15 protein-coding genes are annotated in these 16035 nt (G+C 71.2%); 5 read left to right on the top strand and 10 right to left on the bottom strand.

Annotated features, from left to right (window positions below; translation table 11 throughout):
- Positions 1-45 precede the first annotated feature (45 nt).
- The 4 genes from ACWC91_RS14520 (at position 46) to ACWC91_RS14505 (ending at position 3759) form a co-directional block, all read left to right on the top strand.
- Positions 46-789, top strand: a complete 744-nt coding sequence (locus tag ACWC91_RS14520) for an ABC transporter ATP-binding protein (protein WP_225079349.1) — start codon at positions 46-48, stop codon at positions 787-789.
- On the top strand, positions 771-2243 hold the full coding sequence (locus tag ACWC91_RS14515) for a hypothetical protein (RefSeq protein WP_225079350.1): 1473 nt from the start codon (positions 771-773) through the stop codon (positions 2241-2243). The genes ACWC91_RS14520 and ACWC91_RS14515 overlap by 19 nt, the downstream gene beginning before the upstream one ends.
- Positions 2244-2367: 124 nt before the next feature.
- Positions 2368-2775 (top strand): VOC family protein, encoded by a 408-nt coding sequence (locus ACWC91_RS14510; RefSeq protein WP_225079351.1) that lies wholly within the window; start codon positions 2368-2370, stop codon positions 2773-2775.
- A 258-nt stretch (positions 2776-3033) separates the two neighbouring features.
- Positions 3034-3759: an LAETG motif-containing sortase-dependent surface protein gene (locus ACWC91_RS14505; RefSeq protein ID WP_281154300.1), complete on the top strand. Its 726-nt coding sequence runs from the start codon at positions 3034-3036 to the stop codon at positions 3757-3759.
- 59 nt (positions 3760-3818) lie between these two features.
- Here ACWC91_RS14505 and ACWC91_RS14500 read toward each other — a convergent pair whose 3' ends face one another.
- From ACWC91_RS14500 to rpsB, 10 genes are all read right to left on the bottom strand, one after another.
- The gene (locus ACWC91_RS14500; RefSeq protein ID WP_450642436.1) at positions 3819-4616 is read right to left on the bottom strand and encodes a maleylpyruvate isomerase family mycothiol-dependent enzyme; all 798 of its coding nucleotides are present in this window, start codon (positions 4614-4616) and stop codon (positions 3819-3821) included.
- Positions 4617-4625: 9 nt separating this feature from the next.
- Positions 4626-5660 carry an ABC transporter ATP-binding protein gene (locus tag ACWC91_RS14495; protein WP_450642437.1) on the bottom strand — a complete coding sequence of 345 codons (1035 nt, stop codon included), beginning with the start codon at positions 5658-5660 and terminating at the stop codon, positions 4626-4628.
- Positions 5661-7262, bottom strand: a complete 1602-nt coding sequence (locus ACWC91_RS14490; RefSeq protein ID WP_450642438.1) for an ABC transporter permease — start codon at positions 7260-7262, stop codon at positions 5661-5663.
- Positions 7263-7309: 47 nt separating this feature from the next.
- Positions 7310-8386: a thiamine ABC transporter substrate-binding protein gene (locus ACWC91_RS14485; protein WP_281154302.1), complete on the bottom strand. Its 1077-nt coding sequence runs from the start codon at positions 8384-8386 to the stop codon at positions 7310-7312.
- A gap of 219 nt (positions 8387-8605) precedes the next feature.
- The gene (rlmN, locus tag ACWC91_RS14480; RefSeq protein WP_225079357.1) at positions 8606-9712 is read right to left on the bottom strand and encodes a 23S rRNA (adenine(2503)-C(2))-methyltransferase RlmN; all 1107 of its coding nucleotides are present in this window, start codon (positions 9710-9712) and stop codon (positions 8606-8608) included.
- A gap of 335 nt (positions 9713-10047) precedes the next feature.
- Entirely contained in the window at positions 10048-11226 is a 1179-nt protein-coding gene (locus ACWC91_RS14475; protein WP_225079358.1) for a phosphatidate cytidylyltransferase, read from the bottom strand.
- On the bottom strand, positions 11226-11783 hold the full coding sequence (gene frr / locus ACWC91_RS14470) for a ribosome recycling factor (RefSeq protein WP_100571789.1): 558 nt from the start codon (positions 11781-11783) through the stop codon (positions 11226-11228). Before frr ends, ACWC91_RS14475 begins: the two co-directional genes overlap by 1 nt.
- A gap of 190 nt (positions 11784-11973) precedes the next feature.
- The gene (gene pyrH / locus ACWC91_RS14465) at positions 11974-12732 is read right to left on the bottom strand and encodes a UMP kinase (protein ID WP_225079359.1); all 759 of its coding nucleotides are present in this window, start codon (positions 12730-12732) and stop codon (positions 11974-11976) included.
- A gap of 209 nt (positions 12733-12941) precedes the next feature.
- Entirely contained in the window at positions 12942-13778 is an 837-nt protein-coding gene (gene tsf, locus ACWC91_RS14460; protein ID WP_141357909.1) for a translation elongation factor Ts, read from the bottom strand.
- Between the two features lie 158 nt (positions 13779-13936).
- Positions 13937-14857 carry a 30S ribosomal protein S2 gene (gene rpsB, locus ACWC91_RS14455; RefSeq protein WP_450642440.1) on the bottom strand — a complete coding sequence of 307 codons (921 nt, stop codon included), beginning with the start codon at positions 14855-14857 and terminating at the stop codon, positions 13937-13939.
- A gap of 558 nt (positions 14858-15415) precedes the next feature.
- On the opposite strand from rpsB, the gene ACWC91_RS14450 reads away from it, so the two are divergent.
- Entirely contained in the window at positions 15416-15871 is a 456-nt protein-coding gene (locus ACWC91_RS14450; RefSeq protein WP_374114062.1) for a murein hydrolase activator EnvC family protein, read from the top strand.
- Positions 15872-16035 lie beyond the last annotated feature (164 nt).

Below are 16035 nucleotides of genomic sequence, written 5' to 3'. Positions count from 1 at the left end.
GGGGACACGGCACGGCATTCCCGATGAGAACCGAGGTGTACGCCCATGGACGTCCCACCCGACAACGAGGTGCTCTGGGCGCGGGCCCTGCACTACACCCACGACGACGGTTCACCCGCCCTCGGCGGCGTCTCCCTCGGTGTCGCGCAGGGCGAGATCCTCGCCGTGAACGGGCCGAGCGGCAGCGGCAAGACGACCCTGCTGCGGTGCCTGTCCGGCTTGACGCGGGTGCGGCGCGGCGAGGTCTGGTTCAACAGCGTCCCGGTGCACACCCTGGGCCCGCTGGCCCGAGAGCGGCTGCGCCGCGACCGGTTCGGCTGGGTCGACCCCGCGCCCGTGCTCGTACCGGAGCTGAACGTCTGGGAGAACACGGCCCTGCCCCTGATGCTGCGCGGCACGAGCCGGCGGCGGGCCAAGGTGGCCGCCCAGGAGTGGCTGGAGCGCCTCGACGTCGGCGACCTGGCCCGTATGCGCCCGCACCGGCTGCGCCAGGCCGAGCGGCAGCGCGTCTGCATCGCCCGTGCGCTCGCCCCCTTCCCCACGGTGCTGTTCGCCGACGAGCCGACGGCCCCGCTGCACCGCGCCGACCGCGCCCACGTGCTGCGCACGCTCACCACCGCGGCCCGCTCGCACGGCATCACGGTCGTGCTCGCCACCCACGACCCGGAGACCGCGGCCTTCGCGGACCGGACGGTGGCGGTGCTCGACGGGCGGTGCGTGAAGACCGTGCACCTGCCCCCGGTCGGCGACACCGCGGAAGGCCGGGCCGCGTGCTCGCTCTCCGCCTGATCCGCGTCGCCCGCCCGGGCGTCCAGCTGCGCCGCCTGACGGTCGCGGCGGCGTCGGCGGGCACGGGCTTCCTGCTGCTGTCCAGCCTCGGCTACGCGCTCGGCCACCCGGAGCACTCGGCCGCCGCGGGGCTGCGCCTGTCCTGGTGCGTGCTGCCCCTGGCCGCGACGGTGTACCTCGCGGTCGCGGTGGCCCGCACCGACCCGGGGACCCGTCCCCGGTCGGGCCTGTCGGCGCTCGGTCTCGGCCCGGGCCGTCTGATGGCCGTCTCGGCGGCCACGACCGCCCTGGCCTGCGGCCTCGGCTCGCTGCTCGCGCTGCTGGTCTTCATGTACCTGCGCGGCGACGGCACGGAACTGCCGTTCGACGGCGCGGCACCCGCCTTCCTGGCAGCCGGGGAGCCCCTGCCGGTGCCGGCCGTGCTGACGCTGCTGACCGTCGTCCCCGTCCTCACCTCGGTGGCGGTCGCCCTGGTGCTGTGCCCCCGGGAGGCGAGGCCCACGACGGCCCGGAACACCGGCCGGAGGTACGGCCGCTTCGGGGCGTACCGGCGCACCGGCACGCGGGAGACGTTCGGGGCGTACGGCCGGTTCGGGGCACGCCTGGGCGACCGGGCCACCGGACGACAGGACCGGTCGGCGACGCAGGACCGGTCGGCGACGGCGTGCGCGGTCCGGCCCCAGGACACGGCGGACGGCACGGTGCGGACCGGGGACGACCTGTCCGGCGCCGCTGCGGGCGAGGCCGGCCTGAGCGGGGACGACCTGTCCGGCGCCCCCCAGGACGCCGGTCACGAACCCGCGCACGACGACACCGACCCCCTCCGGCCCCCGGCCCCTCGGCAGCCACCCACCGGACTCCCCTGGGGCATCGCCGTACTCGCCGCCGGACTGACCGTGGAGACGTACGCCGGACGCGCCACCCCCGGCGCCGTCCCCGGCCCGGCCCTCCCCGGCGGCCTGGCGTCCGGCTCCGTCCCGGTCCTCGTCGGCTGGCTGATGACCGCCCTCGGCCTCGCCCTGGCCGGCCCCGGGCTCACCCACCTGTGCGGCCGCGTGCTCCAGTCCGCGCGCCCAGGCGCCCTGCGGCTCCTGGCCGGGCGCGTCCTGATGGAGGAGGCGGGTCGCATCGGCCGCCCGCTGGGCGTGGTCTGCGCGGTGGGGTCGGGGTCGTACGCCGTGATCGCGGCCTACGACCGCACCGCACGGGCGCTCGGCCCGCTGACGACGCTGGGCACGCTGCTCGTCGCCGGCTGCGCCGTGACCACCCTGCTGATCGCCGCCGTCGAGGCGAGGCAGTCCCGTGCCGACGCCATCGCCGCGCTGCTGCGGCTCGGCGCACCGGCCGCGGTGCTGCGCTCCGCGGCCCTCCTGCGCTGCGGCGCCCTGCTGGCCCTGTTCATCCCGCTGACCCTGGTGGTCGCCGATCTCGCCGCCCTGCCGCTGGCCCCCTGAGCCACCGGCCCGCCCGCTCCGGAGAAGACGCGCGAAAGAAATCCCGGGGCCGCCGATGAGTTGCCCGCGGACCCCGGGTCTACCCCTGAGAACGGCAACGAACCGCGATGGGAGAGACCCCGCCATGTACCAACAGATGATCTTCGTGAACCTGGCGACGAACGACGTGGCCGCGTCCAGGAGGTTCTTCACCGAACTCGGCTACACCATCAACCCCCAGTTCTCCACCGACGAATGCGCCTGCGTCGTCATCAGCGACACGATCATCGCGATGCTGCTCAGCAAGCAGCACTACGCCAACTTCACCAAGAAGGAGATCGCGGACTCGACGAAGTCCAGCGAGGTGCTGATCTGCCTGAGCGCGGAGAGCCGCGAGAAGGTCGACGAACTGGTGCAGAAGGCGATCGCGGCCGGTGGCACCGCGACCGGCGAGGCCCAGGACCAGGGCTTCATGTACGGCCGCGCCTTCGACGACCTCGACGGCCACACCTGGGAGGTCATGTGGATGGACCCGGCTGCGGTGCAGGGCTGAGCCCACGGGGCTTGAGGGCGGGAGGGTCTGGGCGGGTGCGTCGGCACCCGCCCGGACTCATGCCAACACGTTGAAACATTTGCCTAGTTAATAATGAGGTAAAGTCAACGCCGCTCAGGGGCCTACGGATTGACACTCCCGCCGGAGCGCTTATAAACCTGAGCCTCCTGGGGTTACTGGGAGCTCAACTTCGTCGTTGCCTCAACACCCCTCAAACCCCCCGCAATTGGGCATCCCGTGAAGGGCAAAGTGGCCATCTTGTCCATATCCCGTCGTACCGCACGCACCGTGCGCATCCTCGGTGTCGCCTCCGCGTCCGCCGCTCTCGCTCTCGGCGCCGCGGGCAACGCGCTCGCCTGCAACATCAAGGAGTTCTCCGCCGAAGCCAAGTGCGACGGCGAGAAGGGCGTCATCGTCGTCACCGACAAGGACCCCTCTCGCACCGAGGCCGTCGTCTCGGTGTTCCTCCAGAACAACGGCGCCGACGCCCGCGAGGTCGGTGAACTCACGGTGAAGGGTTCCCGTGAGGGCACCACGATCACCTTCGCCGAGGACTGGCAGCCGAACGCCACCTACCGCATCCACGTCAAGGCCGGCAAGGACGGAAAGCTGGTCAACGAGGACATCAAGCCGAACCTGACCACTCCGTCCACGGCCTGCAAGACGGAGAGCCCGAGCACTCCGGCCACGCCGTCGGCGCCGGAGACGCCGGCCCCGTCGGCGACGGAGTCGGAGGCCCCGTCCGAGTCGCCGTCGGAGTCGGAGTCCGCGGCCCCGACCGCGTCCGCCTCGGAGAGCACCACCGCTCCCGCCGGCACCGAGAACAACGCTCCGTCGCCCGCGGTCGGTGACTCCAACCTCGCCGAGACCGGTGCCGACTCCAACACCGGCATGATCGCCGGCATCGCGGCCGCCCTGGTCGTCGTCGGCGGTGGCGCGGTCTTCTTCGGCATGCGCCGCCGTGGAGCGAACAGCAACCGCTGACGCCCCACCAGCGCACCACCCCTGGCCCGTCCCCGAACTCGGGGGCGGGCCACGGTCGTTCACCCGAAGGTCGCCTGCGTCAGCCAGAACTCCAGCAGCTCCCGCTCGCCGAGCACCTCCAGCTCGGGGCTGTCCAGGGGCAGCCGGCGATAGAACGCGAGCAGCACGGAGGTGAGCGGCCCGCGCAGGGCGACGGCCGCCTTCTCGTGACCGCGGCGCCAGGTGACGCCCTCCTCGGTCAGCTCGATGACCCACTCGGCGTTCAGCCCGGGATCGCCGTCGGTGGCGTGCAGATGGATGCTGCGGCCCGGACCGCGCAGCTCCGGGGCATCCGGGGTCGGCTTCTTCCGCTGGATGAACTCCACGATCTGAAGCCACTCGTCGACGGCGTCGGCGGCCACGTCCGCGGCGACCTCGTAGGGCCGGCCCGCGGCGAGCGCCGCGTCGGCACGGTGGATCGTGATCTCGTGGGTCATACGACGGGCCCAGAAGCGGGTGTCGAGGATCCCGGCCCAGGTCCACACCTTCGTGTCCGGTCCGGCCTCGCGGAGGGCGTCGACGACCATCCGGCCGGTCTCCGCCAGCCAGGCGTCCAGCGCGGCCGGGTCGCCCTGCTCCTTCGGCCCCTTGGCGAGCGGGACCGCGTCGTCCGGGACGTTCTCCAGCGCGCGGGTCCGGACCAGCGCCTCCACCCAGCGCAGGGCCCCGCCGATATGCCGTACGAGCTCTTCCAGCGTCCAGTCCGGACAGGTCGGCACGGTGCCGGACAGATCGGCGCCGGAGGCGAGCAGGGAGCGCAACTCGTCGACTTGGTGAGCGATTTCGTCACAGTAACGGTCGTAGGAAAGCAGCGTCATGCCCGCACACTAGGTGCCCTGCGGTCGATCGAGCACCACGATTTCGGTCGTGTCGAACTCCACGGCCACCTCGTCCCCGACCTCCGGTGCCGCGCGCAGCGCGCAGGCCGCCTCCAGGCGGGGGGCGTTGTCGGGCTGGAGGTGGACGGTGACGTGGGTGCCCTTGAAGGTGCGGGCGGTCACCGTGCAGGGCAGTCCCTCGGCGGCGGGGACGAGGCGGACTCCGGCGGGCCGGACGAGGAGGGTGCGGGTGCCCTGGGCCGAGCCGTCGGGGACCGGCACCTTGCCCCACGGGGTGCCCGCGACCTCGCCTTCCACGTTCGCCTCCACCACGTTCTCGAAGCCGAGGAAACGGGCCACGAAGGCGTCCGCCGGCCGCTGCCACACCTCGAGCGGCGTGCCCCACTGGGCGATCCGGCCGTCCCGCATCACCACGACCCGGTCGGCGAGGGCGAAGGCCTCGCCCTGATCGTGCGTGACGGCGAGCACGGTGGTGCCCAACCGCCCGAACAGCTCCCGCAGTTCGACGACGAGACGCTCCCGCAGCGAGCGGTCGAGCTGGCCGAGGGGCTCGTCCAGCATCAGCAGCCGGGGCCGGGGGGCGAGCGCACGGGCGAGGGCCACCCGCTGCTGCTCCCCGCCGGACAGCGCGGCCACGGCCCGCCGCCCGGCGCCGGGCAGTCCGACCAGCTCCAGCAACTCCCCCACACGGGTGTCCCGTTCACTCTTCGCCGCGCCGTGCATACGCAGCCCGAAGCCGACGTTTCCGGCCACGTCCCGCTGCGGGAACAGCTGGTGGTCCTGGAACATCAGCCCGACCTCACGCCGGTGCACCGGCACCCCCGCCTGGTCCCGCCCGTCCAGCAGCACCCGCCCGGAGTCCAGCGGCTGAAGCCCGGCCACCGCGCGCAGCAGCGTCGACTTGCCGCTGCCGCTGGGTCCGAGCACGCACACGATCTCGTGCTCGGCGACCGACAGGCCGACCGCGTCCAGCGCGGCCCGCCCGCCGAAGCGCACGGTCGCGGCCTCAAGGCTCAGCAGCATCTAGAACTCCCCGCTCCGGTCGGTGCGCAGCCGCTCCAGCACCAGCAGCGCCACCGCGCACACCATCATCAGAATCGTCGACAGGGCCATCGCCTGGCCGTAGTTGAGGTCGCCGGGCCGGCCGATGAGCCGTGCCACGGCGACCGGCAGCGTCGGGTTGTCGGGCCGCGCGATGAACACGGTCGCCCCGAACTCCCCCAGTGACACCGCGAAGGCGAACCCGGCGGCGATCAGCAGCGCCCGCCGTACCAGGGGCAGGTCGACCTCCCGCCACACCCGCCACGGCGAGGCCCCGAGCACGGCCGCAGCCTCCCGCAGCCGTGCGTCCACCGCGCGCAGCACGGGCAGCATGATCCGTACGACGAAGGGCACGCCGACCAGGGCCTGCGCGAGCGGGACCAGGATCCAGGACTGCCTGAGGTCCAGCGGCGGGCGGTCCAGGGCGATCAGGAAGCCGAAGCCGACGGTCACCGCGGAGACCCCGAGCGGCAGCATCAGCAGCGCGTCGAAGCCGCGTACGAGCCGGCCTGCGTCGCGCCGGGTGAGGGCCGCGGCGGCGAGCGCGCCGATCACCACGGCGATGGCGGTCGCCGCGGCGGCATAGCCCAGGGAGGTGCCGACGGCGTCGATCGGCGCGACCAGGAAGGTGCCGCCGTCCGCGTTCGTCAGCGCCCGGTAGTAGCCGAACCCGGGCGCGGTGAGCGACCGCTGCACCAGCACGGCGAGCGGCAGCACGAGGAGGACGGCGACGGTGGCGAGGACCCCGGCCAGCAGCATCCACTGCCCGGCGCCGCGCGGCCGGCGGGCGGTCAACGAGGCGTCGACCAGCTTCAGCGCGGTCTCCCGGCGCCGCACGGTCCAGGCGTGCACCACGAGGATCGCGCCCACCGCGGCGAACTGGAGGATCGTCAGGACCGCGGCGGTGGCCAGGTCGAAGATCTCGGACGTCTGCCGGTAGATCTCCACCTCGAGGGTGGAGAAGGTCGGGCCGCCGAGGATCTGCACCACACCGAAGGAGGTGAACGTGAACAGGAAGACCATCAGTGCGGCGGCGGCGACCGCGGGCGCGAGCGCGGGCAGGGTGACCTTGCGCCAGGCGGCGAGCGGCGAGGCGCCGAGCATCCGGGCCGCCTCCTCCTGGCGCGGGTCGAGCCCCGCCCACAGGCCGCCCACGGTCCGTACGACGACGGCGTAGTTGAAGAAGACGTGGGCGAGCAGGATCGCCCAGACCGTGGTGTCCAGCCGCACGCCCCACAGTTCGTCGAGCAGGCCGCCGCGCCCGACCAGCGCGAGGAACGCGGTGCCGACCACGACCGTGGGCAGCACGAACGGCACGGTGACGACGGCCCGCAGGACCTGCCGGCCGGGGAAGTCGAGACGCGCGAAGACATAGGCGCCGGGCAGGGCTACGAGCAGGGTGAGCGCGGTGGAGGCGAGCGCCTGCCAGGTGGTGAACCACAGCACGTGCCGGATGTCGGACTGCCCGAGCACATCGGCGATCCGCCCCATCCGCCAGGCCCCGTCAACCTCCAGGCCGCGCCGGACGATCGCGACCACGGGATAGGCGAAGAACGCCGCGAAGAACGCGACGGGCACGGCCATGAGGCCGAGCCGCGCCGCGTTCCCCGTACGGCGGCCGCGTCCGCGGCCTACCTGAGGACGAGCGAGGTCCACGACTTGACCCACTGGTCACGGTTGGCGGCGATCTCGGCGGGGGCCATGGTCTGGGGGTTCTTGGCCTGGGGGCCGTACTTCGCGAACTCCGGGGGCACCTGGGCGCCTTCGCGCACCGGGTAGACGAACATGTTCAGCGGCATGTCGTCCTGGAACTTCTTGGTGATCAGGAAGTCCAGGAAGGCCTTGCCTCCTTCGGTGTTCCCGGCGTTGGCGAGCAGTCCCGCGTACTCGACCTGGCGGAAGCAGGTGCCCTGCACGACGCCGGTCGGCGCGGTCTTCGGCCGCGGGTCGGCGTAGATGACCTCGGCGGGCGGCGAGGAGGCGTAGGAGACGACGAGGGGACGGTCACCCTTGGCCTTCCTGCCGCCGGCCGAGCCGGAGAACTCCTGGTTGTAGGCCTGCTCCCAGCCGTCGACGACCTTGACGCCGTTGGCCTTGAGCTTCTTCCAGTAGTCCTGCCAGCCCTTGTCCCCGTACTGGGCGGCGGTGCCGAGCAGGAAGCCGAGGCCGGGCGAGGAGGTGGCGGCGTTCTCGGTGACGAGGAGGTTCTTGTACTCCGGCTTGACCAGGTCGTCGAACGAGGCGGGCGGGGTCAGCTTGTGGTCGGCGAAGTACTTCTTGTCGTAGTTGACGCAGATGTCGCCGGTGTCGATGGGCGTGACCCGGTGCTTCGCCTCGTCGACGCGGTACTGCGGCAGGATCAGGTCCGAACCCTTCGGCTCGTACGACTGGAACAGCCCGTTGTCCAGGGCGCGGGACAGCAGCGTGTTGTCGACGCCGAAGAAGACGTCGCCCTGCGGGTTGCCCTTCGTGAGGATGGCCTTGTTGACGGCCTGGCCGGCGTCGCCGTCCTCGAGGACCTTGACCTTGTAGCCGGAGCTCTTCTCGAAGTCCGCGATGACGCTCTTGGACGCGGCCCACGAGTTGTGGCTGACCAGGGTCACCGTTCTGGAGCCGGCCGAACTCTTCCCGCCCGGCGACGAACCGCACGCCGACAGCGTGACCAGGCCGAGCCCGACCGCCACGGCGGCGAACGTCTTGGTGTGCACTGAAGTCCTCCTGGGGGTTGGCCAGGAAGAGACGCGGCCCTGCCCGGGATCCGCGAGGGACACCCGGGCAGGGCACAACAGCTTGAGTGATGACCGAACTTCCTACCCAGAATGACCTGGGCGAGGTTCAGAGGGTCTGCGGCCGGTGCCGCACTCTCAGCGCTGTGGCGCTCCCCTGTCGGAATATGAAGATGTGTGCGGTATCAGCCTACCGTCCGGCTACCTTTCGGTGGCAGCCAGCTGACCGCATGCGCCGTCGATCTCCTGACCGCGGGTGTCCCGGATGGTCACCGGCACACCGTGGGCGGCGATGGCCTCGACGAACGCCTTCTCGTCCTCGGGGCGGGACGCGGTCCACTTGGAGCCGGGCGTCGGGTTCAGCGGGATGAGGTTGACGTGCACCGGCCTGCCCTTCAGTAGCCGGCCGAGCCGGTCGCCGCGCCATGCCTGGTCGTTGATGTCCCGGATCAGCGCGTACTCGATGGACAGCCGGCGCCCGGACCTGGCGGTGTACTCGAATCCGGCGTCGAGCACCTCCCTCACCTTCCACCGTGTGTTGACCGGGACGAGCGTGTCGCGCAGCTCGTCGTCCGGTGCGTGCAGGGAGATGGCGAGGCGGCACTTGAAGCCCTCGTCGGAGAACCGGTGGATGGCCGGGACCAGACCCACCGTCGAGACGGTGATCCCGCGCTGGGACAGGCCGAGTCCGTCCGGCTCGGGGTCGGTCAGGGCGCGGATGGCGCCGACGACGCGGTTGTAGTTGGCGAGCGGCTCGCCCATGCCCATGAAGACGATGTTCGACAGGCGCGCGGGACCACCGGGGACCTCTCCGTCCCGCAGGGCGCGCATCCCGTCCACGATCTGGTGCACGATCTCGGCGGTGGACAGGTTCCGGTCGAGCCCGGCCTGTCCCGTGGCGCAGAACGGGCAGTTCATGCCGCAGCCCGCCTGCGAGCTGATGCACATGGTCACCCGGTCCGGGTAGCGCATGAGCACCGACTCCACGAGCGTGCCGTCGAACAGGCGCCACAGCGTCTTGCGGGTGGTCCCCTCGTCGGTCGACAGATGCCGTACGACCGTCATCAGCTCGGGAAGCAGCGCCTCCTGGAGCTTGGCGCGGGATCCGGCGGGGATGTCGGTCCACTGCTCCGGGTCGTGCGCGTACCGCGCGAAGTAGTGCTGCGACAGCTGCTTGGCACGGAACGGCTTCTCGCCGATCGCGGCGACGGCCTCCTTGCGCTCAGCGGGCGACAGGTCGGCAAGGTGCCGCGGCGGCTTCTTGGCACCGCGCGGGGCGACGAAAGTGAGTTCTCCGGGCTTGGGCATGGTGGTACCAGTGTCGCAGATCCACTCGGGTGGCCCAGTCGGCTGTGGACAGCCGGGGGCCGGGGTCAGAAGAGGCCGGCGATCAGTGCGCCGACCCAGGCAGCGTACGTCTTCGTGCGATGCGAGGCACCGCAGTACAGCCGTGGCTTGCGCCGTCCGTCCTGTTTGAGGAGGGCCTCGCACCATCGGCACCGCAGATCACCGTGATAGGTGCCGTCATCCCCCAGCCGAGCCTGCCCCATGGCTGGACCTTAGCGTCAGGCCCGGCAGGTGGTCCACGCGGTGAACGGCGTCGAGCCCCCACCCGGCGGGGTGGGGGCTCGGTGGTCGTGGGCTCAGGCGGAGCCGACGAAGAGGACCAACAGGAGCCAGACCACCGGCGCGGTGGGCAGCAGGGAGTCGAGGCGGTCCATGATGCCCCCGTGGCCCGGGAGCAGGGTGCCCATGTCCTTGATGCCCAGGTCCCGCTTGATCATGGACTCGCCGAGGTCGCCGAGGGTGGCGGTGGCGGCGACCGCGAGGCCGAGCAGCAGGCCCTGCCACCAGGCGCCGTCGTCGATCAGGAACTGCATGCACAGCGCGCCGGCCACCATCGCGAAGGCCACCGCGCCCAACAGACCCTCGCGGGTCTTGCCCGGGCTGATGCGCGGGGCGAGCTTGTGGCGCCCGAAGCGCCAGCCGACGGCGTACGCGCCCGTGTCGCTGACCACCGTGAGCACGAGGAAGGTCAGCACGCGGCGCGGGCCGTCGTCCGCGGTCAGCATCATCGCGACGAACGTGGCCAGGAACGGCACGTAGAACGCCGCGAAGACGCCGGCCGTGACGTCCTTCAGGTAGCCCTCCGGCGGTTCCGTCATCCGCCAGACCAGGACCGCGAGCGCGGTCAGCGCCATCGCCACCCAGGCGCCCTCGGCACCCCGGACGTATCCGGCGACCACCATGGCCGCACCGCCGACCGCCAGCGGCACGAGCGGCGCCTTGATGCCCTTGCGCTCGTCGAGCCGGCTGGTGAGCTCCCACAGGCCGACCACGACCGCGATCGCGATGACACCCACGAACACGGCCTTGACGACGAACAGCGACACGACGATCAGCGCGCCGAGCCCGAGGCCGACGCCTATGGCGGCGCCCAGATCGCGACCCGCGCTCTTCTTCTGCGGCGCGGGCGCCGGCTGCGGGGCGTCGGGCATGGGCTCCGGATTCTGCGACGCCGTCCCGTGGAAGGACGGTGTCTGCGGCGTGTCGAGGGGCCACTGCCGCGGCGCTTGGTGCGGCGGCTGCGGCGTGTCGTCGCGGTACGAGGAGCCGCCCGGCTGGGCGGCACCCCGATCGTCATCCTGGTTTCCGCCGTGAGCGGGCACGACGGGCATGGGGCGGGTCCGCTGGGCGTCATGCGCATCGTACGCGGGACCCGGCGGGGCGGTCCCCGGGACGGGTCCCTGATGGGCGGGTGACCCGTCCGCGGGCCCCCAGAACCCGGCTTGCCGCGGCGCTCCCCAGGAAGTGTCGTTCATCAGACTTCGAGCAGCTCCGCTTCCTTGTGCTTCAGCAGCTCGTCCACCTGCGCCACGTACTTCGCGGTGGTGTCGTCGAGCTCCTTCTCCGCACGACGGCCCTCGTCCTCGCCGACCTCGCCGTCCTTGATCAGCTTGTCGATGGCGTCCTTGGCCTTGCGGCGCACGGAGCGGATGGACACCTTGGCGTCCTCGCCCTTGCCCTTGGCGACCTTGATGTAATCGCGGCGGCGCTCCTCGGTGAGCTCGGGGAACACCACGCGGATGATGTTGCCGTCGTTGCTCGGGTTGACGCCCAGGTCGGAGTCACGGATCGCCTGCTCGATGTTGCGCAGCGCGGTCTTGTCGAACGGGGTCACGACGGCCATGCGCGGCTCCGGCACGGAGAACGAGGCCAGCTGGTTGATCGGCGTCGGCGCGCCGTAGTAATCGGCCACGATCTTGTTGAACATCGCCGGGTGCGCACGGCCGGTGCGGATCGCGGCGAAGTCCTCCTTGGCGACCACGACGGCCTTCTCCATCTTCTCCTCGGCCTCGAGGAGGGTCTCTTCGATCACCACTTGCTCCTGCGTGTCTTGAGTAGGCCCGGCCGCGGTTTCCCTGTCGGGACCGGCGGCCGGCTTCGTCGCGTCTTCTTCCTGCACGGTTCCCGACCGGCAGGACATTGTCCATCCCCCGGCCAGGGTCCGTCCCGTCCGTCGCCCGGACAGGTACCTTTCCGGCTTCCCGCGGTGCGGGGGCCGCCGGTCAGTCCCGGCTGCCCTGGTCACCCACAAGCGTGCCGATCTTCTCACCCTTGACGGCGCGGGCGATATTGCCCTCCTTCAGGAGCTCGAAGACGACTATCGGGAGCTTGTTGTCACGGCACAGCGTGATCGCCGTCGCGTCGGCGACCTTCAGGTCCCGCGTGATGACCTCCCCGTAGCCGAGGGAGTCGAACTTCACGGCGTCCGGGTTGGCCTTCGGGTCGGAGTCGTAAACCCCGTCCACGCCGTTCTTCCCCATGAGCAGCGCCTCGGCGTCGATCTCCAGGGCGCGCTGGGCGGCGGTGGTGTCGGTGGAGAAGTACGGCATGCCCATACCGGCACCGAAGATGACCACGCGGCCCTTCTCCAGGTGACGCACGGCGCGCAGCGGGATGTACGGCTCGGCGACCTGGCCCATGGTGATGGCGGTCTGGACCCGGCTGTCGATGCCTTCCTTCTCCAGGAAGTCCTGCAGGGCGAGGCAGTTCATCACGGTGCCGAGCATGCCCATGTAGTCCGAGCGGGCGCGGTCCATGCCGCGCTGCTGGAGTTCGGCACCGCGGAAGAAGTTGCCGCCGCCGATCACGACCGCGATCTGCGCGCCGTCGCGTACGACGGCCGCGATCTCACGGGCGATGGCGTGCACCACGTCCGGGTCGACGCCCAGGCCCCCGCCGCCGGAGAAGGCCTCTCCGGACAGCTTCAGCAGAAACCGGCCGGGTACTTTGCCGTCGTCGCTCTTCTGGGCCTTGGTGGTCATGAGATCCCGCCTTTGTTATACGTGGTGCACATGCGAAGAAGGCCATTGCCGGTGGGGCGTGTTTCGCATCCCATGCAGCGGCAATGGCCTCCTCGTCAGATCTGCTGCCGTCCGTCACACGCGTGTGCGTGGCTGCACACACGAGCGACGTGGACGACTGCTGTCGACCCTATCGGGGTCGGGGGTCCGTCGCGGTACGGACCTTGGACTCAGATGCCGACCTTGATGCGCGTGAAGCGCTTCAGGGTGACACCGGCCTCGTCCAGGACCTTCTGGACCGACTTCTTGTTGTCCAGGGCGTAGGGCTGGCCGAGCAGCGTCGCGTCCTTGAAGAAGCCGTTCAGACGACCCTCGACGATCTTGGCGATCGCGGCCTCGGGCTTGCCCTCGGCGCGGGTGGTCTCCTCGGCGACGCGACGCTCGGACTCGACGATGTCGGCCGGCACGTCCTCCTTGGCGAGGTACTTCGGCGCGAAGGCGGCGATGTGCTGGGCGACGCCCTTGGCGACCTCGGCGTTCGGCTTGTCGAGCTCGACGAGGACACCGATCTGCGGGGGCAGGTCGGGCATCGTGCGGTGCATGTACGCGGTCACGAAGCCGTCGGAGAACTGCGCGAAGCGGTCCAGGACGATCTTCTCGCCGAGGTTGGCGTTGGCCTCGTCCACGAACGCCTGGACGGTCTTGCCGGCCTCGATCTCGGAGGCGAGCAGGGCCTCGAGGTCGGCCGGGGAGGTCTTGGCGACGTGCTCGGCGAGCGCGCGGGCGACGGCCTGGAACTTCTCGCCCTTGGCGACGAAGTCCGTCTCGCACTTCAGCTCGACGAGGACACCGGAGGAGTTGTCGTCGGCGATGATCGAGACCACGGCGCCGTTCTCGGCGGAGCGGCCCTCGCGCTTGGCGACGCCCTTCTGGCCCTTGATACGGAGCGCCTCGACGGCCTTCTCGACGTTGCCCTCGGCCTCGTCCAGCGCCTTCTTGCAGTCCATCATGCCGGCGCCGGTGAGCTCGCGGAGCTTCTTGACGTCAGCGGCGGTGTAGTTCGCCATGAGTCTGTGAATCTTTCTCGAAGTCTGGAGGATCGAAGATCTGCACGGTCTGCGATCTACATGTAGATGCAGATGCCCGACTCTGTGCTGACCTACGGGTGAACGGCGGGAGCGGACTTCATGTCGCCGCTCCCGCCGTCAACGCTGGCGCTGACGGGTCAGGCCTGCTCGCCCTCGGCAGCCGGAGTCTCAGCGGCCGGAGCCTCGGCAGCCGGAGCCTCGGCAGCCGGAGCCTCGGCAGCCGGAGCCTCGGCAGCCGGAGCCTCGGCGGCGGGAGCCTCCGCGGCCGGGGCCTCCTCGGCCTTCTTCTCGCCCTCGAGCAGGTCGCGCTCCCACTCGGCGAGCGGCTCGCCCGCGGCCTTCTCGCCCTTGCCCTCGGTGGCGACACCGGAGCGGGCGATGAGGCCCTCGGCGACCGCGTCGGCGATCACGCGGGTGAGCAGGGTGACGGAGCGGATCGCGTCGTCGTTGCCCGGGATCTTGTAGTCGACCTCGTCGGGGTCGCAGTTGGTGTCGAGGATGGCGACGACCGGGATGTTGAGCTTGCGGGCCTCGCCGACCGCGATGTGCTCCTTCTTGGTGTCCACGATCCAGACGGCGCTGGGCACCTTCTGCATCTCGCGGATACCGCCGAGGGTCTTCTCCAGCTTGGCCTTCTCGCGGGAGAGGACCAGGAGCTCCTTCTTGGTCAGACCGGAGGACGCGACGTCCTCGAAGTCGATCTGCTCAAGCTCCTTCAGACGCTGCAGGCGCTTGTAGACGGTCGAGAAGTTGGTGAGCATGCCGCCCAGCCAGCGCTGGTTGACGTAGGGCATGCCGACGCGGGTGGCCTGCTCGGCGATGGCCTCCTGCGCCTGCTTCTTCGTGCCGACGAACATGACCGTGCCGCCGTGGGCGACGGTCTCCTTGACGAACTCGTAGGCGCGGTCGATGTACGACAGCGACTGGAGCAGGTCGATGATGTAGATGCCGTTGCGCTCGGTGAAGATGAAGCGCTTCATCTTCGGGTTCCAACGGCGGGTCTGGTGACCGAAGTGGACGCCGCTCTCCAGCAGCTCCCGCATCGTGACGACGGCCATGGCCGTACTCCTTGAGTTTCTCGGTTGTGCCGCGGATGCCGGACGGCTTCCGCGCCTGACGCCCTGTTGCGCCGTGCCACGAGGGACCGAGGGGCGCTGACACCGGCCGTCTCCGGTCCGGGTGTCGGGGCGTGCGAAGTCGACCCGGTGACCCGGGTCGCCACCAGAAGTGTACGGGACCCGCGGGGCGCCGGGTGACGCCGCTGTCCACAATCGGTGAGTTGTCCACAGGTTCGGCCGCCGTCGGCGGGGGTGCGGGACGGTGGGCGCATGGTTGAGACGCGTGCGATGCGATGGGCCGTCGGCCCCCGGCGAGGGCTGCTGACCGGGTGGGCGACGGCGGTGGCGGCCTCTTTGGCGCTGGTGGCGCTCGTGGCCTCGGCGGTGCCGATGAGCTCGGCGGCGTGGGCGATCTGGGCGGACGACGGCCCCGCCACGTCGGCCGGACCTGACCCCGGCCCCGTTCCGGATCCCGGTCCCGTTCCCGGCCCTGCTCCCGGCCCTGGCCCTGATCCCGGCTCCGGCTCCGGCTCCGGCTCCGGCGAAGGGGATCCGCCGGTGCCGGCCGTGGGCCGGGTGTGGCCGGTGGGGGTACGCCCCGGGGTGCTGCGCGGCTGGGATCCTCCGGCGACGGTCTACGGGCCTGGGCACCGGGGCGTGGACCTGGGCGCGTCGCCGGGCGCGCCGGTTCGGTCGGTGGCGGCGGGGCGGGTGTTCTTCGCGGGCCCGGTGGCCGGCAGAGGCGTGGTGTCGGTCGAGTTGACGGGCACCGGCGACCCACCGCTGCGGACGACGTACGAGCCGGTGCGGGCGTCGGTGAAGCAGGGCGACGAGGTGGCGGCGGGCGAGGTCATCGGCACCGTGGAGGAGACAGGCAGACACTGCGGAGGCCCGTGCGTCCACTGGGGCCTGCTGCGCGACAAGACCTATCTGAACCCGCTCCTCCTGCTCCCGCCGTGGCTCCTGAACGGACCGACGAGACTGCTACCGGTGCTGGGGGTGCCGCTGCCCTAGCCGGGGGCGGGCGCGTCTCCAGCCCCCAACCCTGGGGCGGGCGTGCCACCTGCCCCCAACCGTGAGACGGGCCTGCCACCTGCCCCCGGCCGTGCGGAGAGCGCGTCTCCTGCTCCCAACCGATGGGCGGGCGCGTCTCCAGCCCCCAACCCTGGGGCGAGAGC

Source organism: Streptomyces sp. NPDC001204 (genome assembly GCF_053598035.1).
This window is presented reverse-complemented; position numbering and strand designations above follow the sequence as displayed.